Source organism: Sphingopyxis sp. C-1, from assembly GCF_001047015.1.
Classification (GTDB): domain Bacteria; phylum Pseudomonadota; class Alphaproteobacteria; order Sphingomonadales; family Sphingomonadaceae; genus Sphingopyxis.
The window spans coordinates 2,644,067-2,666,591 of record NZ_BBRO01000001.1 but is presented as its reverse complement, the minus strand read 5'-3'; the positions used below and the strand labels follow the sequence as shown (position 1 = coordinate 2,666,591).

At 62.5% G+C, this 22,525-nt stretch carries 16 protein-coding genes; 12 read left to right on the top strand and 4 right to left on the bottom strand.

The window, feature by feature from the left end; all coding sequences use genetic code 11:
* The first annotated feature begins 82 nt into the window (after nt 1–82).
* From SC1_RS12560 to SC1_RS12515, 10 genes are all read left to right on the top strand, one after another.
* Entirely contained in the window at nt 83–694 is a 612-nt protein-coding gene (locus SC1_RS12560; protein WP_062182124.1) for a TetR/AcrR family transcriptional regulator, read from the top strand.
* 78 nt (nt 695–772) lie between these two features.
* Nucleotides 773–2,557, top strand: a complete 1,785-nt coding sequence (locus tag SC1_RS12555) for a sensor domain-containing diguanylate cyclase (RefSeq protein ID WP_062182122.1) — start codon at nt 773–775, stop codon at nt 2,555–2,557.
* A 301-nt stretch (nt 2,558–2,858) separates the two neighbouring features.
* The gene (locus tag SC1_RS12550; RefSeq protein ID WP_062182119.1) at nt 2,859–3,266 is read left to right on the top strand and encodes a DUF350 domain-containing protein; all 408 of its coding nucleotides are present in this window, start codon (nt 2,859–2,861) and stop codon (nt 3,264–3,266) included.
* A gap of 14 nt (nt 3,267–3,280) precedes the next feature.
* Nucleotides 3,281–3,685: a hypothetical protein gene (locus SC1_RS12545; protein ID WP_083435820.1), complete on the top strand. Its 405-nt coding sequence runs from the start codon at nt 3,281–3,283 to the stop codon at nt 3,683–3,685.
* A gap of 6 nt (nt 3,686–3,691) precedes the next feature.
* Nucleotides 3,692–4,837 carry a glutathionylspermidine synthase family protein gene (locus tag SC1_RS12540; protein ID WP_062182113.1) on the top strand — a complete coding sequence of 382 codons (1,146 nt, stop codon included), beginning with the start codon at nt 3,692–3,694 and terminating at the stop codon, nt 4,835–4,837.
* 4 nt (nt 4,838–4,841) lie between these two features.
* Nucleotides 4,842–5,258: a potassium channel family protein gene (locus SC1_RS12535; RefSeq protein WP_062182110.1), complete on the top strand. Its 417-nt coding sequence runs from the start codon at nt 4,842–4,844 to the stop codon at nt 5,256–5,258.
* A gap of 72 nt (nt 5,259–5,330) precedes the next feature.
* Nucleotides 5,331–5,999, top strand: coding sequence for a DUF4197 domain-containing protein (locus SC1_RS12530; RefSeq protein ID WP_238586676.1), 669 nt, complete (start codon nt 5,331–5,333; stop codon nt 5,997–5,999).
* Nucleotides 6,000–6,402: 403 nt separating this feature from the next.
* Complete coding sequence (gene rpoB, locus SC1_RS12525; protein ID WP_062182104.1) at nt 6,403–10,581, top strand: DNA-directed RNA polymerase subunit beta; 4,179 nt, start codon at nt 6,403–6,405, stop codon at nt 10,579–10,581.
* Between the two features lie 55 nt (nt 10,582–10,636).
* A complete protein-coding gene (gene rpoC, locus SC1_RS12520) occupies nt 10,637–14,920 on the top strand; it encodes a DNA-directed RNA polymerase subunit beta' (protein WP_062182100.1) in 4,284 nt (1,427 codons plus the stop codon).
* Between the two features lie 119 nt (nt 14,921–15,039).
* Nucleotides 15,040–15,741, top strand: a complete 702-nt coding sequence (locus tag SC1_RS12515; protein ID WP_062182097.1) for a hypothetical protein — start codon at nt 15,040–15,042, stop codon at nt 15,739–15,741.
* A 95-nt stretch (nt 15,742–15,836) separates the two neighbouring features.
* Here SC1_RS12515 and SC1_RS12510 read toward each other — a convergent pair whose 3' ends face one another.
* Both SC1_RS12510 and SC1_RS22565 read right to left on the bottom strand, forming a co-directional pair.
* Nucleotides 15,837–16,106: a PspC domain-containing protein gene (locus SC1_RS12510; RefSeq protein WP_238586675.1), complete on the bottom strand. Its 270-nt coding sequence runs from the start codon at nt 16,104–16,106 to the stop codon at nt 15,837–15,839.
* Nucleotides 16,075–16,203 carry a hypothetical protein gene (locus SC1_RS22565; protein ID WP_274520253.1) on the bottom strand — a complete coding sequence of 43 codons (129 nt, stop codon included), beginning with the start codon at nt 16,201–16,203 and terminating at the stop codon, nt 16,075–16,077. Before SC1_RS22565 ends, SC1_RS12510 begins: the two co-directional genes overlap by 32 nt.
* A 241-nt stretch (nt 16,204–16,444) precedes the next feature.
* Here SC1_RS22565 and recF point away from each other — a divergent pair, with 241 nt between their 5' ends.
* Nucleotides 16,445–17,554 (top strand): DNA replication/repair protein RecF, encoded by a 1,110-nt coding sequence (gene recF / locus SC1_RS12505; RefSeq protein WP_062182095.1) that lies wholly within the window; start codon nt 16,445–16,447, stop codon nt 17,552–17,554.
* A gap of 12 nt (nt 17,555–17,566) precedes the next feature.
* Here the strand turns inward: recF and SC1_RS12500 are convergent, their stop codons facing one another.
* A complete protein-coding gene (locus tag SC1_RS12500) occupies nt 17,567–18,448 on the bottom strand; it encodes a DMT family transporter (protein WP_083435930.1) in 882 nt (293 codons plus the stop codon).
* An 86-nt stretch (nt 18,449–18,534) separates the two neighbouring features.
* Here SC1_RS12500 and SC1_RS12495 point away from each other — a divergent pair, with 86 nt between their 5' ends.
* On the top strand, nt 18,535–19,029 hold the full coding sequence (locus SC1_RS12495) for an Lrp/AsnC family transcriptional regulator (protein ID WP_062182092.1): 495 nt from the start codon (nt 18,535–18,537) through the stop codon (nt 19,027–19,029).
* A gap of 127 nt (nt 19,030–19,156) precedes the next feature.
* Here the strand turns inward: SC1_RS12495 and SC1_RS12490 are convergent, their stop codons facing one another.
* Nucleotides 19,157–22,174 (bottom strand): TonB-dependent siderophore receptor, encoded by a 3,018-nt coding sequence (locus SC1_RS12490; protein WP_238586674.1) that lies wholly within the window; start codon nt 22,172–22,174, stop codon nt 19,157–19,159.
* Nucleotides 22,175–22,525 lie beyond the last annotated feature (351 nt).

Sequence of the window (22,525 nt, the reverse complement as noted above, 5' to 3'; positions counted from 1 at the left end):
TTGCTCCTTACGGAAGTTGGCGAAAGTGTCGCGTAGCGTAGGGCTTGTGCGGACGACTCGAAATGTTTACAGTGACAACATTATGGCAAGCAAAGATAACAGTGTCAACATAAAAAGCGACGGCGCCAAGGTGGCCGGCGCCTATCATCATGGCGACCTGCGCGCGGCGGTGATCGCGGCGGGGCTCAAGCGGCTGGGCGAGGGCGACAGCGCCGAACTGGGACTGCGCGCGCTCGCCCGCGATGTCGGGGTCAGCGCGACTGCGCTATACCGGCACTTCCCCGACAAGGAGGCGCTGCTCGACGCGCTTGCCGACGAGGGGCTGCGGCGGCTGGGCGCGCTTCAGGCGCAGGCCTGGCTGAAGGCAGGCGGTGGGATCGGGGGCTTTAAGGCGACGGGCATCGCCTATGTCCGCTTTGCCCATGACGAGCCGGCGCTGTTCCGCCTGAGCTTCACGCGCCAGATGCCCGAACGCTGCCCCGATGGCAGCAACGACGGCGGCGAGGTCGCCTATAATCTGCTCCGCGCCGGAGTAGGCGAGGCGCTTCCCGGCGTCGAAGACCCGGATACTGCGGCGCTGCACGCCTGGGCGCTGGTCCACGGTCTGGCGATGCTGATCCTCGATCGGCGCATCGAATGGGATGAGGCGAAGGTCACCGAAGTTGTCGGCCTGACCTTTGGCGGGGTTGGCTGACGACCGCGGCCGCGACCGCCCGCGCGGGTGGGTATTAAAATTAGCGGTTTATTTTTCCCTTTTCGGTTAACTGATCGCATGACCCAGTCGCTGACCCCCAGAGTCGAAGCGGTCTTTTGGTTCCTGCTGACCGTAACGGGATATTTCCTGCTTGCGAGCCTGTCGCTGCACGCCACGAAGGGCGCCGACAATATCGCCGCAGTATGGCCGCCCAGCGGCTATTTTCTGGCGCTGCTGATCCTGATGCCGGCGTCGGCGCGGATATCGGCTTTTGCAGGGATGGCGACGGCAAGCCTGGGCGCCAATCTTTATGGCGGCGCACCGCTCGCCTCCTGCCTGGCCTTCACATTTTCCAACGGCTGCGAGGCGGCGCTCGCGCTGTGGATATTGCGCCGCCGCGAACCGGACGAACTGTCGTTCATGGTGCCGCGGTCGGTCGTCAGCTTTTGCATAGCGGCGTTGACCGCCAGCATCGTCAGCGCCGCCATTGCGTGGGCGCTGACGGGCAGGGGCACGGACTTTTTCCTGTCGTGGCTGACGACGGTGCTGCTTGGCATGTTGATCGTGACCCCACCGGTTGTGATGCTGGCGCGGATGGTCGGCACAAGCGCAATGGCCAACGCAACGATGCGGATGAAGGCCGAAGCCGCCGCGATCCTGACCGTCACGGGGCTGGTGACCATCCTGTCCTTTTCGCAGGCGCAATTTCCCATCACCTTCCTGCCGTGCATCGCGGTCATCGCCGCAGCGTACCGGCTCGGTCCTTTTGGCGCGGCGGCGGGGATGCTGATCGTGACGATCATCGCGTCGCTGCTGACGGGGCAGGGCTATGGGCCGATCGCGGCGATCGAGGGCGTGCAGAAGACCCGCGTGCTGTTCCTGCAATTCTATCTGCTTACGCTGTTGTTCACGACGCTGCCCCTCGCGTCGCTGCTGATCGGGCGCCAGCGGCTGGCGAAGCGGGTCGAACAGAGCAATCGATGGCTTTTGCAGGCGGAGGCGGCGGCGCTTGTCGGGCATTGGCGCGTCGACCTGGTTACCTGGACGATCACCTGGTCGGACCAATCCTATCGCGTCCACGGGCTGGAGCCGGGGGCGCCGGTCGATGTCGATTATAGCGTGAGGCAATATGTGGCCGAGGACCGGCGCGCAGTCCGGAAAATCCTGGCCGACGCAGTCCGCACCGGCGAGCCCTTTGAGTTTCAAGGGCGGATATTGCGGACCGACGGCGAAATCCGGCATGTCAAATCGCACGGGTCGATCGAGATCGGCCGCGGCGGCAAGGCGGTCGGCATCTTTGGCACCGTCCAGGACGTGACCGAGACGGTTGAGAATGCCCGGATCCTCGAGGCGGCGCGCAGCGCGGCGGAGCGCGTGGCCAATACGGATATGCTGACCGGCCTGCCCAATCGCCGCCACACGCTGGCATTCCTCGAAAGGGCGCTTGCGGGCGCGCGCGAACATGGTGCGCCGCTTGCGGTCGCGATTTTCGACATCGACCATTTCAAGCGCATCAACGACACGCATGGCCATGCGACGGGCGATCAGGTGATCCGCCGCGTCGCGCAGCGCGCGAGGGCAGCGCTACGCGACGAGGATATGGTCGGCCGCATCGGCGGCGAGGAATTCGTCTGCATCCTCCAGCGATCGAGCGCACAGTCCGCCGAAATCGTCGCCGAGCGCGTCCGCAAGGCTGTCGAGACCGGAACCGCCGCCGAAGACGACCTGCCGGATGCAACGATCAGCGTCGGGCTGGCGGTCTATGATGGCGAGGCCGACGTCGAAGAGTTGCTGCACCGTGCGGACAAGGCGCTTTATGTCGCGAAGCGCGAAGGGCGGAACCGGCTGCGCAGCGCGGCCTAGGGGCGGGAGCCTGGGGAGCATCGAATTCGAGGCTAATCCGTTTCTGCAGGGATCGTTTTGTGCGGCCGCCGAGGTTTCTGAAAGTCTATTGCGGAGTTCCCGAAAGACCGGCAGAAGCATGGCCGGAAGTCGCGAGAGGGATTTCAGGGGTAGGGGCACGCGGCAACGCGCCAATCTGAAGTTTCGGTGAAGTCACTTGCGCGACCCGGCCAATAACTGTGCCTGCGACCATTCGTCGTTGGCGGGTGTTTTTGCCAAATGACTGATTTCCGGTATATCCGGAATAATAAGGGGGAGTTCGATGTTTTCATATTTCGTGGAAACGGTTCCGCATTTTCTGGCCTATTTCGGCGCAGCCGCGCTTCTGGCGGTAGCTTTCCTGACTTTATATGTATTGATCACACCGCACCGCGAATTTGCGCTTATTCGCGAAGGTAACAGTGCCGCCGCGGTGCAGCTTACCGGAACTTTCCTGGGATTTGCGGTGCCGGTGGCGGTCGTCATCGGCCATTCGGTCAGTATCCCCGACATGTTGCTCTGGGGCGCGGTCGCGGCACTGGTCCAACTCGCGGTTTTCTTCGTCATCTCGCGCTTGCTGTTCAAGGCGATCTCCCAAAAGATCACCGAGGCCTGCGTCGCGTCGGGAATTTTTGTCGGTGGCATGGGGCTTGGCTTCGGCGTGCTTCAGGCCGCCTGCATGGTTCCTTAAAGGAGCGTGCGGCGATGAAAAAGCAATTGAGCATGACGACGGCCATGGCGGCCGCGTTGACGGGCCTGTCCGGCTGTTCGTCGACCAACGACTGGGACGACGGCTATGCCTATGCCGACCGCGATACCGCGGTTTGTGTCGACCAGAATGGCCAGCGTGTCGATGACGACCAGTGCGACGACCGCCGCTATCGCAGCTATGGCGGCAGCTTTGTCCGCTATTATTATATCGGGCGGGGATCGGCGATTCCCTTTTACGGCGATACGATCGACGACGCGCGGTACAAGGGCTCTTTTGCGCCCCAGGCTGGCGCGACCTATTATCCGAGCCCGAGCGATACGCGGATGACACGATCGCAGGCGGTTTCGCGCGGAGGATTGGGATCGAGTTCGCGCTCGTTCGGAAGCGGAAGGTCCTGAGCCACAGTGGATCGGCATGCGATTGCGCCGCGCCACGGATGGCCCGCCATTGTCGAATCCCAGGGCCTGCTCTGGCATAGCGAGGACGGCCAGTCCTATTGGGACGAGAGCGGTTATTACAGCTTTCCGCTGGAGGAGATCGAGCGGATCGAGGACGCGGCCGAAGAACTTTATCGGCTGTTCCTTGCGGCGGGCGAAAAGATTGCGGGCGACCCCGATCTGCTCAACCTGTTCGGTATCCCCGCCTATTGCCATCGCGCGATCCGGGACGCGTGGCGAAACGAACCCCCGGCGCTGAACTATGGCCGGTTCGACCTCGGCTATCATGGCAAGGGTGAGCCCAAGCTTTTCGAGTTCAACTGCGATACGCCGACTTCGATGCTGGAGGCCGCGGTCATCCAGTGGGAATGGAAGGAAGACCGTTTCCCCGAACTCGACCAGTTCAACGGCCTGCACGAAAAGCTGATCGACCGCTGGGCCGCGATCGGCGGCCGTCTGCCGGGCAAACGCGTCTGGTTCACGCACACGGCCGATATCGCGCATGAAGACACGATCACCACCACCTATATGCGCGACCTTGCCGCGCAGGCCGGGCTGGAAACGCATGCCGTGGTGATCGACGATATCGGTGTCGATGCGCAGGGGCGCGTGGTCGATCGCGAGGATCGCCTGATCAGCGCGATTTTCAAGCTTTATCCCTGGGAGTGGATCGTCAACGAGGCCTATGGCCCCGACATCGTTCGCCACCTGCCCGACACGATCTGGATCGAACCGATCTGGAAGATGATCTGGAGCAACAAGGCAATCCTGCAGATATTATGGACGATGTTTCCGGGGCATCCCAATCTGCTGGCGGCGTCGGTCCGGCGCGAGGATATCGGCCCGGACTTCGTCGCCAAGCCGTTTCTGGCGCGCGAAGGTTCGAACATCGAGGTCGTCGCGCGCGGGGCAACGCTGGCAAAGACCATGGGCGCATATAGCGATGGTGCGACGCTGTATCAGGAACTTTACCCGCTCCGCGATTTCGGCCGCGGTTATCCCGTGCTTGGCTGCTGGATCGTCGACGGCCAGGCCGCGGGCATGGGGATCAGGGAGGACGGGTTGATCACCGGTAACCGCGCGCGGTTCATCCCGCACGTCATCAGGGGGTAGGGACATGATCAAGCTTCACGCTGCGACCGATACGTTGAAGGAACTGGCCGTCATATATTCGGCGATGCTGTTGATCAGCGCAGCATTATATGCGGGGTTGGAAGGGCGAACCTTTATAGACAGCCTGTATTGGGCGGGTACGACCGCGACGTCGACCGGCTATGGCGACGTCATTCCCCAGACGGTCGGCGGACGGGCGCTCGCCTTTGGATTGATGCACCTGTCGATCTTTGGGGTCGCTCCGTTGATTGTCGTCCGGTTGATCGACCGCATGAACCAGGATCGCGATGCATTCACCCATGAGGAGCAGGAGCAGATACTTGTCGGGTTGAAACGGATCGAAGACGCGCTGGCCCGCGCCGGAATTGCCGTGCAGGGCGCGGAAGGGGTCGATGCCGCATCGGGGCAAGGCGAACGATAGGGCAGTCGCTTTGTCCGTGACCATTTTCCTGTTAGGCTTTGGCCCTGGATCGCAGGGTAGCGGAGGAACGTCATGGGAGCGGATGAGGCAATGATGGCGCGGCGGATGCTGCTTGCGGGCATCGCCGGAATCGCAGCGCTCGGGCAGGCTCCCTGGGCCTTGGCGAAGCTGCCGAAAAGCGGGGTGAAGGGACTGATCGCGGGCGCGTCCGACGGTGCGCTCGACAAGCTTGCGCAGCCTGGCGCCTTTTATCGCGATACTGCGGTGCGCATCCTGCTGCCTGGAGCGAGCGGCAAGTTGGCCTCTAAGCTGTTCGGCATGGGCGACAAGCTAGGGCTCACGACCAATTTGACCAAAAGCCTGAACGATGCCGGCGGCAAGGCGGCGGGCGAGGCGAAGCCCGTGTTTCGCGCCGCGATCGACAATCTGCGCTGGACCGATGCGCCCGCGCTGGTGACGAAGAATGACGGCGCGACGCGCTATCTGCAGACGAGTGCCGGCGATGTGCTGTTCACCAAAGTGTCGCCGCTGATTGGATCGGCGCTCGAGAATGTCGGCGCCTATCGCCAACTCGATCAGCTTTCGAATGGCAATCAGCTGTTCGCCTCCGCGGGGCTTACGCGCGACGGGCTGACGCGATCGGTGACCGAGCAGGCGCTGAAGGGCATCTTTCATTATATGGCGGGCGAGGAGGCGTCGCTCCGCCGGAACCCGGCGGCGCTGCTCAAGGGTGTTTTTTAAGGCGAGGGCGAGCAGAGGCATCCACCTCCTTATCGTCACCGCGGGCTTGATCCAGGGTCCCGATTGAGATCGAAGCGCGCCGGAGGGTTCAAAGGGCGGGGCCCCGGGTCAGGCCCGGGGTGACGAAAGTGGGTGAGTGAACGTGCGCTCTTTATCTTAGTGCCGTCGGTCCCCCCATCGCTTCGCCGCGCTGCCGTTGACACTGTGCACCCCAAATCCTATATTGCCGTCACACCCCATCGTCCGAGATAGAGCCTGACTTTGCGCGGCAGGCTGTACGGATAGGTCGGCGGGGATTTCGAGATGCGTCAATAAGCTGCGGTAAACCGGCAACGGTTGCTTGCGGCCTTTTTGCGTCTCTATCGCGTTCGCGACTTAATTTATCAAGGCGAGACAATCACTTATGGCGACCAAGGCGAAGTCGGTGGGCAAGGCCCTCGAAGCAACCGCAAGTAAGCGGATCCGTAAGCTGTTCGGCAATATCCACGAAGCGGTGGAGATGCCCAACCTGATCGAGGTGCAGCGCGAATCCTACGAACAATTCCTGCGGTCCGACCCCTCGGTCGGCTATGTTTCGGGCCTCGAAAAGACGCTGCGCAGCGTTTTTCCGATCCGCGATTTCGCCGGCACCGCCGAACTCGACTTCGTTCACTACGAACTTGAAGCGCCCAAGTATGACGTCGAGGAATGCCGTCAGCGCGGCATCACCTATGCGGCGCCGATGAAGGTCACGCTGCGCCTGATCGTCTTTGAAGTCGACAGCGAAACCGACACCCGTTCGGTCCTCGATATCAAGGAGCAGGACGTTTACATGGGCGACATGCCGCTCATGACCGAGAACGGCACCTTCTTCGTCAATGGTACCGAGCGCGTTATCGTGTCGCAGATGCACCGTTCGCCGGGTGTGCTCTTCGACCATGACCGCGGCAAGACCCACTCGTCGGGCAAGTTCCTGTTCGCCGCCCGCGTCATTCCGTACCGCGGTTCGTGGCTCGACTTCGAATTCGACGCCAAGGACATCGTCAACGTCCGTATCGACCGCAAGCGCAAGCTGCCGGTCACCAGCCTGCTGTACGCGCTGGGCATGTCGGGTGAGGAAATCCTCAACACCTTCTACGACCGCCTTGTCTTTGAGCGCGCGGAAAACGGCTGGAAAGTACCGTTCGTCGTTGAAAACTGGCGCGGCGCGAAGCCCGCGTTCGATGTCGTCGACGCCAAGACGGGCGAAGTCGTCTTCGCCGCCGGCCACAAGATCAGCCCGCGCCTTGCCAACAAGGCGGCGAAGGACGGTCTCGACACGCTGCTGATCCCGACCGAGGAAATCTTCGGCCGTTACTCGGCCTATGACCTAATCAACGAAGCGACCGGCGAGATCTACATCGAAGCCGGCGACGAAGTGAGTGCCGACAATCTGGAAAAGATCGACGGTGCCGGTCTCGACAAGCTCGTCCTGCTCGACATCGACCACAACAACACGGGTCCCTGGATCCGCAACACGCTGAAGGCCGACAAGGCCGAAGACCGCGACCAGGCGCTTTCGGATATCTATCGCGTCATGCGCCCCGGCGAACCGCCGACGCGTGAAACCGCGGAAGCACTGTTCGGCGGCCTGTTCTTCGATCCCGAGCGTTACGACCTGTCGGCCGTCGGCCGCGTCAAGCTCAACATGCGCCTTGGCCTCGATGCCGAGGACACGGTCACCACGCTGCGCAGCGAGGACATCCTCGCCGTCGTCAAGGAACTGGTGAACCTGAAGGACGGCAAGGGCGAAATCGACGATATCGACAACCTCGGTAACCGCCGTGTCCGTTCGGTCGGCGAGTTGCTGGAAAACCAGTATCGCGTCGGCCTGCTCCGCATGGAGCGCGCCGTGAAGGAGCGCATGAGCTCGGTCGACGTGTCGACCGTGATGCCGAACGACCTGATCAACGCGAAGCCGGCCGTCGCCGCGGTTCGCGAATTCTTCGGCTCGTCGCAGCTCTCGCAGTTCATGGACCAGACCAACCCGCTGTCGGAAGTGACGCACAAGCGCCGCGTTTCGGCGCTCGGGCCGGGCGGTCTGACGCGCGAACGCGCGGGCTTCGAAGTCCGCGACGTTCACCCGACGCACTATGGCCGTATCTGCCCGATCGAAACGCCGGAAGGCCCGAACATCGGTCTGATCAACAGCCTCGCGACCTTTGCGCGCGTCAACAAATACGGCTTCATCGAGACGCCGTACCGCCGCATCATCGACGGCAAGGTGACCAATGAGGTCGTCTATCTGTCGGCGATGGAAGAGCAGAAGCACACGGTTGCGCAGGCGAACGCCGATCTGAACGACGATGGCAGCTTCATCGACGAGCTGATCTCGGCACGCGAAGCGGGCGAATTCCTGATGGCCCCGCGCGATCAGATCACGTTGATGGACGTGTCGCCTAAGCAGCTCGTTTCGGTCGCGGCATCGCTGATTCCGTTCCTGGAAAACGATGACGCCAACCGCGCGCTCATGGGTTCGAACATGCAGCGTCAGGCTGTGCCGCTGATCCGGGCCGAGGCTCCGGTCGTCGGCACCGGCATGGAAGAAACCGTTGCGCGCGATTCGGGCGCAGCCATCGCGGCGCGCCGCGGCGGCGTGATCGACCAGGTCGATGCGACGCGTATCGTTATCCGTGCGACCGATATGGTCGAACCCGGCAAGTCGGGCGTCGATATCTATCGCCTCCAGAAGTTCCAGCGTTCGAACCAGAACACCTGCATCAACCAGCGTCCGCTGGTGAAGGTGGGCGAGATCGTCCGCGCTGGTGATATCATCGCCGACGGTCCGTCGACCGAACTCGGCGAACTGGCGCTCGGCAAGAATGTGCTCGTCGCGTTCATGCCGTGGAACGGCTATAACTATGAGGATAGTATCCTCATCAGCGAACGCATCGTGAAGGACGACGTCTTCACCTCGATCCACATCGAGGAATTCGAAGTCACCGCACGCGACACGCGCCTTGGGCCTGAAGACATCACGCGCGACATCCCGAACGTCGGCGAGGAAGCGCTTCGCAACCTCGACGAAGCGGGCATTGTCTATATCGGTGCCGAAGTCGGCCCGGGCGACATTCTGGCCGGCAAGATCACCCCCAAGGGTGAATCGCCGATGACGCCGGAAGAAAAGCTGCTGCGCGCGATCTTCGGTGAAAAGGCCAGCGACGTGCGCGACACCTCGCTCCGCCTGCCGCCGGGTGTGTCGGGCACGGTCGTCGAAGTCCGCGTCTTTAACCGTCACGGTATCGACAAGGACGAACGCGCGATCGCGATCGAACGCGAAGAGATCGAACGTCTGAAGCAGGACGCCGACGACGAACGCGCGATCCTTAATCGTGCGACCTTCTCCAGCCTCAAGGAACTGCTCATCGGTCAGGCGACCAGCGCAGTGCCGAAGGGCCTGAAGAAGGGCGACGTCGTCACCGAAGAGATGCTCGTCGAACTCGACCGCGCCGACTGGTGGAAGCTGGCCGTTGTCGAAGACAATGCCCAGGCCGCCCTGGAAGCGATCAAGGCGCAGTATGACGAAGCGATCAAGCGGATCAGCGCGAAGTATGAAGATCGCGTCGAAAAGCTGCAGCGCGGCGACGAACTGGCACCGGGCGTGCTCAAGATGGTCAAGGTCTTCGTTGCCGTGAAGCGCAAGCTTCAGTCGGGCGACAAGATGGCCGGCCGTCACGGCAACAAGGGCATCATCAGTCGCATCCTGCCGATCGAGGACATGCCGTTCCTCGAAGACGGCACGCATGTCGATTTCGTGCTGAACCCGCTGGGCGTGCCGTCGCGCATGAACGTCGGGCAGATTCTCGAAACGCACCTCGGTTGGGCATCGCGCGGTTTCGGCCGTCAGATCACCGCAGCGCTCGAGGATTGGCGCGTGGCGAATCCCGACCCCGAAGCGGGAGCCCCGCCCGAGGCGGTTCGCGAAGCGCTGCTTCAGGCCTATGGCGATGAATATGCCGACGAAATCAAGGCGCGCAGCGCTGATGAAGTCGTCGAACTCGCCGGAAATCTGTCGGTGGGCGTGCCGTTCGCGACCCCGGTGTTCGACGGCGCGCGCGAAGGCGACGTGTCGGCGATGCTGGAGCGCGCCGGTCTCGACCGCTCGGGTCAGGTCGATCTTTACGACGGCCGCACCGGCGACCGTTTCGACCGCAAGGTGACGGTGGGATATATGTATATCCTGAAGCTGCACCACTTGGTCGACGACAAGATCCACGCGCGTTCGATCGGGCCGTACTCGCTTGTTACCCAGCAGCCGCTGGGCGGTAAGGCGCAGTTCGGTGGCCAGCGCTTCGGTGAAATGGAGGTCTGGGCACTCCAGGCCTATGGCGCGGCGTACACGCTGCAGGAAATGCTGACGGTGAAGTCCGATGACGTGATCGGCCGCACCAAGGTTTACGAAGCGATCGTCAAGGGTGACGACACCTTCGAGGCCGGCATTCCCGAAAGCTTTAACGTGCTCGTCAAGGAAATGCGCTCGCTGGGCCTCAACGTCGAACTTTCTTCCTATGCGGAAGAAGACCCCGACGAAGGTCCGGAAGCCCTTCCGGAAGCCGCCGAATAATGATTTTCCTCACCCCCTTCGCCCGCGGCGAGGGGGGAAGAGTGGAGCTTAGAATATGAACCAGCTTACCAACTTCATGAATCCGGTCGCGAAGCCCGAAACCTTCGACATGATCAAGATCGGCATCGCGAGCCCGGAACGTATCCGCTCGTGGTCGTTCGGCGAGATCAAGAAGCCGGAAACCATCAACTACCGCACGTTCAAGCCCGAACGTGACGGCCTGTTCTGCGCGCGCATCTTTGGCCCGATCAAGGATTATGAATGCCTTTGCGGCAAATATAAGCGCATGAAATACAAGGGCATCGTCTGCGAAAAATGCGGTGTCGAAGTCACGGTGACCAAGGTCCGCCGCGAGCGCATGGGCCACATCGAGCTGGCCGCGCCGGTCGCGCACATCTGGTTCCTGAAGTCGCTGCCGTCGCGCATCGGCCTGTTGCTCGACATGCAGCTCAAGCAGCTTGAGCGCGTCCTCTATTTCGAAGCCTATATCGTTCTTGAGCCCGGCCTGACCCCGCTCGAGAAGTTCCAGCTTCTGACCGAAGACGAACTGCTCGATGCGCAGGACGAATATGGCGAAGACGCTTTCTCGGCCGGCATCGGCGCCGAGGCGATCCGCGTGCTCCTCGAAAATCTCGACCTGGAGCAGGAACGCATCGATCTGATGGAAGATCTGGCGACGACCAAGTCGGAGCTGAAGCCCAAGAAGATCATCAAGCGCCTTAAGGTCGTGGAATCCTTCATCGAATCGGGCAACCGTCCCGAATGGATGATCCTGGAAGTCGTGCCGGTCATTCCGCCCGAACTGCGCCCGCTGGTGCCGCTCGACGGCGGCCGCTTCGCGACGTCGGATTTGAACGATCTGTATCGCCGCGTGATCAACCGTAACAATCGTCTCAAGAGGCTGATGGAACTGCGCGCGCCGGACATCATCGTCCGCAACGAAAAGCGCATGCTTCAGGAAGCCGTCGACGCATTGTTCGACAACGGCCGTCGCGGCCGTACGATCACGGGCGCCAACAAGCGTCCCCTGAAGTCGCTCTCCGACATGCTGAAGGGCAAGCAGGGCCGCTTCCGTCAGAACCTGCTCGGCAAGCGCGTCGACTATTCGGGCCGTTCGGTCATCGTGACCGGTCCGGAACTCAAGCTGCATCAGTGCGGCCTGCCGAAGAAGATGGCGCTCGAACTGTTCAAGCCGTTCATCTACGCGCGCCTCGACGCCAAGGGTCTGTCGATGACCCTGAAGCAGGCGAAGAAGTGGGTCGAAAAGGAACGCAAGGAAGTCTGGGACATCCTCGACGAAGTCATTCGCGAGCACCCGGTCCTGCTGAACCGCGCTCCGACGCTTCACCGTCTTGGCATCCAGGCGTTCGAACCCGTGCTGATCGAAGGCAAGGCAATCCAGCTTCATCCGCTGGTCTGCGCTGCGTTCAACGCCGACTTCGACGGTGACCAGATGGCCGTTCACGTTCCGCTGAGCCTTGAGGCGCAGTTGGAAGCGCGCGTGCTGATGATGTCGACCAACAACATCCTCAGCCCCGCGAACGGCAAGCCGATCATCGTTCCGTCGCAGGACATGGTTCTCGGTCTCTATTATCTCTCGATGGAGCGCGAAGGCGAGCCGGGCGAGGGCATGTTGCTCGCCGACATGGCCGAAGTGCATCAGGCGCTGTTCACCGGCGCGGTCACGCTGCACACCAAGGTGGTGAGCCGCGTCCCGCAGACCGACGAGCAGGGCAATGAGTATCTCAAGCGTTTTGAGACCACTCCGGGCCGCATGCTGATCGGCGAATGCCTGCCGAAGTCGCACACCGTGCCCTTCGACGTCGTCAACCGCCTTCTCACCAAGAAGGAAATCGGCGACGTGATCGATCAGGTCTATCGTCACACCGGCCAGAAAGAGACCGTGCTGTTCGCCGACGCCATCATGGCGCTGGGCTTCCGCAACGCGTTCAAGGCCGGCATTTCCTTCGGCAAGGATGACATGATCATCCCCGAGTCAAAGGAAGGCATGGTCAACGAAACTCGCGCCCTGGTTAAGGATTTCGAGCAGCAGTATCAGGACGGCCTGATCACGCAGCAGGAAAAGTACAACAAGGCGATCGACGCCTGGTCGCAGTGCGGCGACAAGGTCGCGAACGCGATGATGGACGAAATCCGTGCCGAGCCGAAGGATCCGAAAACAGGCCGTCTGGCCCCGATCAACTCCATCTATATGATGGCGCACTCGGGTGCTCGTGGTTCGCAGGCACAGATGAAGCAGCTTGCCGGCATGCGCGGCCTGATGGCCAAGCCTTCGGGCGAGATCATCGAAACGCCGATCATCTCGAACTTCAAGGAAGGCCTGACCGTTCTCGAGTATTTCAACTCGACGCACGGTGCGCGTAAGGGTCTGGCCGATACGGCGCTCAAGACGGCGAACTCGGGTTACCTGACCCGCCGTCTGGTCGACGTGTCGCAGGACTGCGTCGTGATCGAGGAAGATTGCGGCACCGAACGCGGTATGGAAATGCGCGCGATCGTGCAGGGCGGTTCGACGATCGCTTCGCTCGGCGAGCGTATCCTTGGCCGTACGACGCTCGAAGATGTGGCCGACAAGGACGGTAACATCATCGCGCCCGTCGGCACGCTGCTTGACGAAGCGACGACGCAGCGGATCGAGGATGCCGAGGTTCAGTCGGTCAAGATCCGTTCGCCGCTGGTCTGCGAAGCGACGCTGGGCGTTTGCGGCAAATGCTATGGCCGTGACCTTGCGCGCGGTACGCCGGTCAACATCGGTGAAGCTGTCGGCGTTATCGCCGCACAGTCGATCGGTGAGCCCGGCACGCAGTTGACGATGCGTACGTTCCACATCGGTGGCGCGGCGCAGGTCAACGAACAGTCGAACGCCGAAGCGATTTCGGACGGTACGATCGAATATCGCGACATGGCGACGATCGTCGACCAGCGTGGCCGCCGTCTGGCGCTGTCGCGTTCGGGCGAAATCGCGATCATCGACAGCGAAGGCCGCGAACGCGCGACGCACAAGCTGCCCTATGGTGCGCAGATCATGCACAAGGACGGCGAGAAGGTGAAGAAGGGCGACCGGATTGCCGAATGGGATCCGTTCACCATGCCGCTGATCACCGAAAAGCAGGGCGTCGTGAAGTATCAGGATCTGGAAGACACCAAGACCCTGATCGAACAGGTCGACGAAGCGACGGGTATCGCCCAGCGCGTCGTGATCGAATATCGCTCGGCAGGCCGCGCCAAGAAGGAAGACCTTCAGCCGCGCCTGACCTTGCTCGACGATCAGTCGGGTGAAGCGGCACGCTATCTGCTCGCGGTCGGCACGATGCTGTCGGTCGAGGACGGTCAGGAAGTGCAGGCGGGCGACGTTCTGGCACGTGTCAGCCGCGAAGCGTCGAAGACGCGCGACATCACCGGCGGTCTGCCGCGTGTTGCCGAGCTGTTCGAAGCGCGTATCCCGAAGGACAATGCGGTGATCGCCAAGATCAGCGGTCGCATCGAATTCGTGAAGGACTATAAGGCGAAGCGCAAGATCGCGATCGTTCCGGAAGAAGGCGATCCGATCGAGTATCTCATTCCCAAGTCGAAGGTCCTCGAAGTGCAGGAAGGCGACCAGGTCAAGCGCGGCGACGCGCTGATTTCGGGCTCGCCGAACCCGCACGACATCCTCGACGTCATGGGCGTGGAAGCGCTGGCCGAATATCTGGTCGCGGAAATCCAGGAAGTCTATCGACTGCAGGGCGTGAAGATCAACGACAAGCACATCGAGGTGATCGTTCGCCAGATGCTGCAGAAGGTCGAGATCACGGCTGGCGGCGACACCACGTTGCTGCCGGGCGAGCAACTCGATTATCTGGAGATGATGGAGTATAACGCCAAGCTGCCGAAGAACGGCGTCCCTGCGGAAGGCCGTCCGGTCCTCCTCGGCATCACCAAGGCGTCGCTGCAGACCCGCAGCTTCGTTTCGGCGGCATCGTTCCAGGAGACGACCCGCGTCCTTACCGAGGCTTCGGTGCAGGGCAAGATCGACTCGCTGCAGGGCCTCAAGGAAAATGTCATCGTCGGCCGCCTCATCCCGGCGGGTACCGGCGCTGCCATGAACCGTGTCCGCGTCACCGCGTCGAGCAAGGATGCCGCCCTGCGCGCCTCCATGCGCGCCGCGAACCAGGAGCATCTGATCGCTCCGAAGACCGCTGCCGAAGAGCATGCCGCCGAACTGGCGCAGGGCCCCGAAGCGGCGATCGGTGACGATCCGCTGGGCGCCGTCGAAGGCGAAACCCACGGCAGCGATGCCGATGCCGGCGATTATCTGATCAAGGACGAAGAGGCGTAAGCCCCTCCCGAACTCGGGTAACAGCCTGAACAGATAAGCCCCGCCGGAGCGATCCGGCGGGGCTTTTTCTTTGGCGACAAGCTGATAGCCTGTTTGCTTCAACGGGAGGGAGACGGGCGATGCGAGTCTATTTGTTCGGCGCGGCGCTGCTGGCCGGCGTGCTGCCGGCCGGGGCGCAGGACAACAGCAATATCCAAGGCGAGGTGGTCGTGACGGGGCAGCGCGCCTCGGCCGACTATCTGTCCGACGAGCAGACCGTGGTCGGGTTGCGCCGCCCCGCCGATAGCGCGATCCAGCCGGTGAAATTCACCTCGGATTCGCGCGACGAAGCGGTCCGCAAGCGCGAGATTCACGCGATGATCGAAGCTGCAATCCGCCGCGCCGATGCTGCGGGGGTCGAACTGGTCACCGGTGAGTTCGAGCTGACAAAGGTGACCGCCGCCAATTATCGGGACCTCGTTTTTTCGGGCGGCGGCCGCCCCGACACCAGCGAGATATCGGTGTTCGTGAAGGCGAAGCTTGCGGGGTCGGTCGGTAGCGCGCAGTCGCGGATCGACAATTTCATCAAGGCGGTGCCTGCCGAGGGACGGGCGTTGATGGAACGGCGCGGCGGCATCACGCTGACAATCATCAACCCCGACCAATATCGTCCCGAAATCATCAAGCTGGTAGCCGCGGAAGCGCTCAAGACCGCGGGGGCGTTTGGAGCCGACTATGGTGTCGAGGTCGGGGGGCTGAACGAACAGCTTATCTGGGCTCAGGCGAGCGCGACCGAGGTGTTCCTCTATATCCCCTATCGTTTCTCGGTGCGGCCCAAATAGAAAAGGGCCCACCGGTCCGGCCGGTGAGCCCTTGGTCCTGGGAATGTGCGGGCCGGTGCGACTGCGCTTCGAAAGCGGCCGGCCCTTAGCTGTCCTTAAGGCGCGAGGATCGCGACGGCCAAGTACAGCAGCAGAGGCAGGCCGAAGCCCAGAAGCGTCAGGGCGACAAAGCCGACGCGCGTCCACAAGACGTCGATGCCGAACTGGTCCGACATTCCGGCGCACACGCCGAAGATCATCCCGTCGCGACGATTCTTGCGAAAACCCTGTTTCATTTCTTTCCTTTCCATCCCGGCGATCAGGCCGGCGTTATTGGTTGGCTGTGGGGGCTGGTCAGGCGACCAGCCCACCGAAATGTGCAGCATTCGGGCCAACAGCGGCGAGGAACATCATCGAGCAGTAAAGCGATGCAACGGCGGCAACTGCGTAGCTCTTGAACGAGTCGATATTGAAATGGGCCATGATTTTATCCTTCCTTGAACCTTCCATCCGGGCCATCCGGTGGATGCCGACACTATTGCAGGGACCGTGCCAATTTCATTCATCGGCAGTTAACTGCGGTTTTTTGGATTGCGACAGATTATTTCGTCGCGAAAAATGCGCTAAGATGGGGAAAATCACCGATAGTCGGAAAATATTCAATGGAACCCATGTTGGTGTTGGGCTGGAATCGCGCGAGGGGCTGGGGTAGGCGGACAGGCAGATGACGCTGACCCGCCTTTCGCTGACCGATTTTCGCAATCATGCCGGCGCGGACATCGCGGCGGCTGCGGGGCTCGTCGCGCTGCACGGCGACAATGGCGCGGGCAAAACCAATATATTGGAGGCGATCTCGCTGCTCGCGCCCGGGCGTGGGCTGCGCCGTGCGGCCTTGTCGGACATGGTGCGCGACGGCGCGAGTGGCGGCTTTGCGGTTTTCGCGGAAGTTCAGGCCGGGGCCGACCTGGCGCCGGTGGCGCTGGGAACGGGGATCGAGGCAGCGCAGCCCGGCCGGCGGATCGTGCGCATCAACGGCGCGACCGCCGCGGCGACCGCGCTCAGCGACTGGCTGGCGGTATTGTGGCTGACCCCCGCGATGGACCGATTATTTGTCGAGACCGCGGGCAACCGGCGGCGCTTCCTCGATCGCCTCGTGCTCGCGCTCGACCCACGGCACGCGCAGCACAGCAATCGTTATGATGCGGCGCTGCGCGCACGCGGGAAACTGCTCGCCGACCTTGGTAGCGCCGATCAGCAATGGCTGACGAGCCTGGAGGCCCAGCTTGCCGAGCATGGCGCGGCGATGGATAGGGCTCGTCAGCATATGTTGGCCGGGCTGGCGGCGGAACTGGCGGAGCAGCCCGATGCGCCGTTCGCTCGGCCATTGTTGACGCTGGTCGACAGCGACGGGGCGGTGCGCGAGGGCCCGCACGAAGTCGAGGCGCTGAAGGCGCTGTTCGCATCCCGGCGACGGATCGACGCCGCGGCGGGACGCGCGACCGCGGGGCCGCACCGCGACGATCTGTCGGCTGTCCATGCGGTGACGGGCCGCGCGGCGGCGCGCTGTTCGACCGGTGAGCAGAAAGCCATGCTGCTCTCGCTCGTCCTCGCGCACAGCGACTGCGTCGCGCGGTTGCGCGGACAGCGTCCGGTGCTGCTTCTCGACGAAGTGGCGGCGCACCTCGACCCGCTGCGGCGCGGCGCGCTTTATGAGCGGCTTGCGGGGCAGGGCGGGCAGGCCTGGCTGACGGGAACCGAGGCGGCGCTGTTCGACGACATGCCGGGGCCGGTCACGCGGTTCCGGATTGCGGGCGGGCGCATCGCTGCGGGCTGATACCCGGGCCGTTCAGGCTTCGGTCGCGGCGGGCGGCCGCGACGCCGCGAGCGAGCTGCCGACCGACGACACGATGATGCAGCAGATGGCGAGCCATTGAAGCGGCGTCAAAAGCTCGTCGAGGATGACATAACCGACGAGCGCTCCGACTGCGGGCGAGGCGCCAAGCAGCATGCCGAACACATGCGCGGGCAGCCGGCGCATCGCTTCCATCTCCAACGAATAGGGGATGGCGCTCGACAAGAGGGCGATACCCGCACCGATCAGCAGGAAGCCCGGAGAGAATAGCGCGGCGCCCGTCGTGGCAAGCCCGATCGGCAAGCTCAGCATCGCCGCGACGAGCATGCCCCACGGCGCGGCGTTGCTGCCCAGCGTGCCGGAAACGCGCTTTCCGAAGACGATGTAAAAGGCCCAGCAGGCAGCGGCGCCAAAGGCGAAGGCGATCCCGACGGGATCCAGCCCGTCATTGTGGCGAAGCGGCAGCAGCAGGACGAGCCCCAGAACGGCTAGCGCGAGCCACAGGAAATCCTGCGGACGGCGCGACGCGAGAAGCACGACCGCGAGCGGCCCCATCACCTCGATACCGGTGGCGATCCCGATCGGAATCCGGGCCAGCGCCTGATAATAGGACAAGTTCATGATGCCCAGCATCGACCCATAGACGATCAGCGCGGGGATTGCGCCGCGCGCGATCGGTTTGCGCCAGGGGCGATACAGCAGGAGGAGCATCGCCGCCGCGAGGCTGATGCGAAGCGATGTCACGCCATAGGCGCCGATGAGGGGGAATAGTTGCTTGGCGAAGCCGGCCCCGACATTCATCGAAATCTGGGACAGGAGGGCCGCAGCAACGCCGGTCACGGCGGCTTGTTGGGTCGAGGTCGATCGCATATCCATCATGGCGACGATGAATAATCTCGTTTAGGCGGGGCGTGCGCGCAATATCGGGCGCCCAATTGCAACAATGGCTCGGAGAGATAGCGGTGGCCGGATCATCCACTCGTGCGGGTCGGGGAATCGATGATTTCGATCGTGCGATTCTTCGCATCATCCAGCACGACAACAAGACACCGCAGCGCCGGATCGCCGAGGCCGTGAATCTGTCAGCCGCGGCGGTGCAGCGCCGGATCGCGGCGATGGAAGCGGCGGGCGTGATTGAGTGCAATGTGGCGGTGGTTTCGCCCGATGCGCTTTCGCTGGCAATCACCGCGATCGTCGAAGTGCATTTGCGCGACGAGCGAGCCGCGACCGTCGACAAGGCCAAAGCGCTATTCGCGGGCGAGCCGGGCGTGCAGCAGGTCTATTATGCCACCGGCGGCGTGAGCTTCGTTCTGGTCATCATCTGCCGCGACATGCGCGAATATGAAGCGCTGACCCGCCGGATATTCTCCGAAAGCGACCTGGTCGGCAATTTCCGGACGCTGGTCGCGCTCGACCGGGTAAAGGCGGGCAGTACGCTCGCGATACCGCTTACGTGAACTGAGGTTCGCCAGTATCAAATACCGCACCGGCGCACGCCAACGCGGTGAAACCTAACTGGAGCTTGGAGCAAAAGAAGAGGGGCGAGCTTTCGCCCGCCCCCCAACTTGTTCGGTTCGCTTTCGATCAGAAGGCGAGTTTGGCCGAAACGGTGTAAGACCTGCCGATCACGTCATAGGTGGTCGGCATGGTGTTCCCATTGTTGAATGCCGTACCTGCGACGCCGGCACCGACGAGCGGCGGCTTTTTGTCGAACAGATTTTCAACGAGGAAGCCCAGTTCGAAATTGTCGTTGACGTCGAAACGCACCGACAGATCGAAATAGTCATAGGCATCGATCTGGCGGAAGGCGGGCAGGATGCCATCCTGGCAAATGCCCATCGCGTTGCGGATAGTGCAGAACGGTTTCAAACCGCCCGGTGCTGGAGTGTTGAGCGGCGTACCCGCCGGACGCTCCCGCTCAAGCTGAACCGAACTGACATGGTTCCACATCAGCGACACGTCGATCGGTCCGTCGCTATAGCCGATGCGGCTGTTCCATTTCCACTCGGGACGTGGGTTGGTGCAACTCGTGCTGTAATAGCCCGCGCATTCACGATTGATCGAGTTCGGCGTCGCCTGGCTGCGATAATAGTCGAGCCAGGTTGCGTTGAACCCGAACCGGAGCTTGCCATTGCCCGATCCGAACACCTCGTCGAGCGGCAGGGTATAGTTCATGCCCAGGTCGACGCCGGCGGTTGTCAGTTTACCGAGGTTCGAGCTTGCCAGCTTCACGCCCGGGGTTTCGCCCGCCCCGTTCAGGCTGCCCGTCAGCGGGTTGCGCGAGATAAGCGCGCAGAATGCGTTGGGAGTCCGCGCCGGGTTAAGCGCCGTCGAGTAGCAACCGTCCAGAATGTCGTTCTGCGACGGCGCGCTGATCAGATCGTTGATCTTGATGTTGAAATAATCAAGCGTGATCGAGAAGCGCGGCACGAACGTCGGCTGGAATACGAGACCCAGCGTATAGGTCTTGGCGCGTTCGACGTCGAGGTTCGGGTTGCCCGAAGTCGTGACGTTGATCTGACCCGACGACGGCTGAGAAATGCCGCCATAGGTTCCCGTCGGAGCTCCTGTCGCTTCGCAGAGATTGCGCGGAGCAGTCGGTGCCGCGCCTGCGCACACATCGCTCGTGAGATTGCTCAGGCCCTGTACCGGCGACTGATACAATTCCAGGATGTTGGGCGAGCGCACCGCCACCTGATACATGCCGCGGAACTTGATGCCTTCGATCGGCTCGATCGTGCCGCCGGCCTTCCAGGTCGTGCTGGTGCCGGTGGTCGAATAATCCGAATAGCGGATACCCGCTTCGATCGTCGCCTTGTGAATGAAGCTGTCTTCGATCAGCGGAATGATGATTTCGCCGAAGATTTCCTTTACATCATATTGGCCGATGTCGGGCGGCGTACGTGCGCCGGTGCCGAGCACTTCGCCCTGGATCCGCGACGGCGCGTCGGGAGTCGCCTTGGCCTTCAGCTTGCGATATTCGGCACCGATCGAGAATGCGATCGGCGACGAGGCGAACGGGCTGGTCAGGCCGAACAGATCGCCCGAGATGCTGGCGGTAACGACGCCCTGCTGGACCAGGCGGCGGATCTGCGCGTCGAGATCGATAAACGCGATCTGATCTGCCGTGATCGAGCCGTCGGGACCGAACAGGTTCAGCGGAACGCACCCGTTCGCCGTGTTCGAGCAAACGAGACCACCAGGAGCGGTGCCGTTGCTGTCATAGGCAAGCAATGCCTGCTGGACCTTGCTCGACGAACCCCAGTTGAGACGCTGCTGGTTCTGGCTGGTTTCGCCATATTGTGCCGAAACATCGAATTTGATGCTGTCGGTGATGTCGCCGCGAAGCCCGGTCTGCACCTGGAACATGTTCGATTCGATCGGATTGGCGCGTGGGCCGTATTCGGCAAGGCGACGCGACGGCACGACACGGACCGTCTGTGCCGTGCCGGTCGTCATCGCAGCGGCGGTACCGCAGTCCGCGACCGAGATGCCGTTGGCAGCGCATAGCTGCGCGCGTGCGCCGGCGGGCAGGTAGGGGTTGTTGAGCGGCAGGTTAAAGGGGTTCCCGAACGTGCCCGAAGAGGCCAGCGCCAGCGTCGCCTTGTTCCGCGTGAACATTGCGGATGAATAGACCTCGATATTGTCGGTGACCTCATACCGACCCGCAGCATAAACGTTGAACCGTTCCAGCGGGGTCATGAAATAGGTGCCGAGGTTGGTGTTGAACAGATCGTTCTGCGTCGCAGCGCGGAACGAGCCGGTCGTCGGATCGATTACCGCACCAAAGCCCGCCGTCGGCAGTCCATTCGGGTTGGTTGCCGACTGAAGCCCTGATTGGAAGATCGCGGGGACAGCGCCGGTCGAACCATTGTACAGCCCGTTCGCCGAGCTGATCGGGACTTTGGCGATCTTGCGGCTCGTCGCGAGGAGCGGGTTGCGGTTGCTGTAGCCAAGGCCAAGCACCACGTTGCCGCGGCCGTCCTCTAAATTGCCGCCGATCAACAGGTCCGCGCGATACTGGGTGGCATCGCCGCGTTCGGAAATGCGATAGTTGGCGCTGAGATCGACGCCCGAGAAATTGCGGCGCGTGATGAAGTTCACGATGCCCGCGACGGCGTCCGCGCCGTACACCGATGAAGCACCGCCGGTCACGATGTCGACGCGTTCGACCAGGCCGGTCGGGATCACGTTAAGGTCGACGCTGCCGTCGAGACCGAAAGGAACGATGCGGCGGCCGTCGAGGATGACGAGCGTACGGTTGTCGCCGAGACCGCGCAGGTTGACGCTGGCCGAACCGTCCCCACCGTTGTTCACGCCCGGGCCAAGTGCAGGCCGAACCGCCGGCAGGTCGCGCAGCAGGTCTTCGGCAGCGTTCGGCTGACGCGCGGTGATCTCTTCGGCGCCCACCACCGTGACCGGGCTGGTGACTTCAAGGTCAGGGCGCGCGATGCGCGAGCCGGTGACGACGATGTCGGACTGTTCTGCCGACGCGCCTTCCTCGGCCGCATCCTGCGCGAAGGCAGGCGCCGAGACGAGAGCGATCCCCAGCACCAGCGGTGCAGCGCTCAGAGTTAATTTCGAACGTTGAATTTGCTTCACTACGAAGTCCCCTTTTTTTATTTGCCGGGCGCAATTTGGGAGGCGGACAAACGCCCGCACAAAAATCGCCCAAAGGGTAAGACGCACGTCGCGCGCGGCCATTCACATGTTTGAAATAGAAAATGTCTTTTCTAACGCGACGCGAACGCAGCCAGGGGCTGCTTGCGACGCGTTTGCTGGCCTCGCTCTCAGGCTGTGCTGCAAACGTCCTGCTTAACCCAAAGCACATTTGTGGAGCGGCGGCAGCGCTTAGGGCGCCATCGCTTGAGATTCGGCTAAGCTAGAACTTGTTCGCTTTTGGCGAGGGCATCGAGCAGAGCGCCGCGTCGGACGGCTCGACTAATCGTCGCC

Excerpts from the sequence above, each read along its gene's own strand:
- SC1_RS12560 (WP_062182124.1), top strand. The coding sequence starts at position 83 with ATGGCAAGCAAAGATAACAGTGTCAACATAAAAAGCGACGGCGCCAAG.
- SC1_RS12555 (WP_062182122.1), top strand. The coding sequence starts at position 773 with ATGACCCAGTCGCTGACCCCCAGAGTCGAAGCGGTCTTTTGGTTCCTG.
- SC1_RS12550 (WP_062182119.1), top strand. The coding sequence starts at position 2,859 with ATGTTTTCATATTTCGTGGAAACGGTTCCGCATTTTCTGGCCTATTTC.
- SC1_RS12545 (WP_083435820.1), top strand. The coding sequence starts at position 3,281 with ATGAAAAAGCAATTGAGCATGACGACGGCCATGGCGGCCGCGTTGACG.
- SC1_RS12535 (WP_062182110.1), top strand. The coding sequence starts at position 4,842 with ATGATCAAGCTTCACGCTGCGACCGATACGTTGAAGGAACTGGCCGTC.
- SC1_RS12530 (WP_238586676.1), top strand. The coding sequence starts at position 5,331 with ATGGGAGCGGATGAGGCAATGATGGCGCGGCGGATGCTGCTTGCGGGC.
- rpoB (WP_062182104.1), top strand. The coding sequence starts at position 6,403 with ATGGCGACCAAGGCGAAGTCGGTGGGCAAGGCCCTCGAAGCAACCGCA.
- rpoC (WP_062182100.1), top strand. The coding sequence starts at position 10,637 with ATGAACCAGCTTACCAACTTCATGAATCCGGTCGCGAAGCCCGAAACC.
- SC1_RS12515 (WP_062182097.1), top strand. The coding sequence starts at position 15,040 with ATGCGAGTCTATTTGTTCGGCGCGGCGCTGCTGGCCGGCGTGCTGCCG.
- SC1_RS12510 (WP_238586675.1), bottom strand. The coding sequence starts at position 16,106 with ATGCTGCACATTTCGGTGGGCTGGTCGCCTGACCAGCCCCCACAGCCA.
- SC1_RS22565 (WP_274520253.1), bottom strand. The coding sequence starts at position 16,203 with ATGGCCCATTTCAATATCGACTCGTTCAAGAGCTACGCAGTTGCCGCC.
- recF (WP_062182095.1), top strand. The coding sequence starts at position 16,445 with ATGACGCTGACCCGCCTTTCGCTGACCGATTTTCGCAATCATGCCGGC.
- SC1_RS12500 (WP_083435930.1), bottom strand. The coding sequence starts at position 18,448 with ATGGATATGCGATCGACCTCGACCCAACAAGCCGCCGTGACCGGCGTT.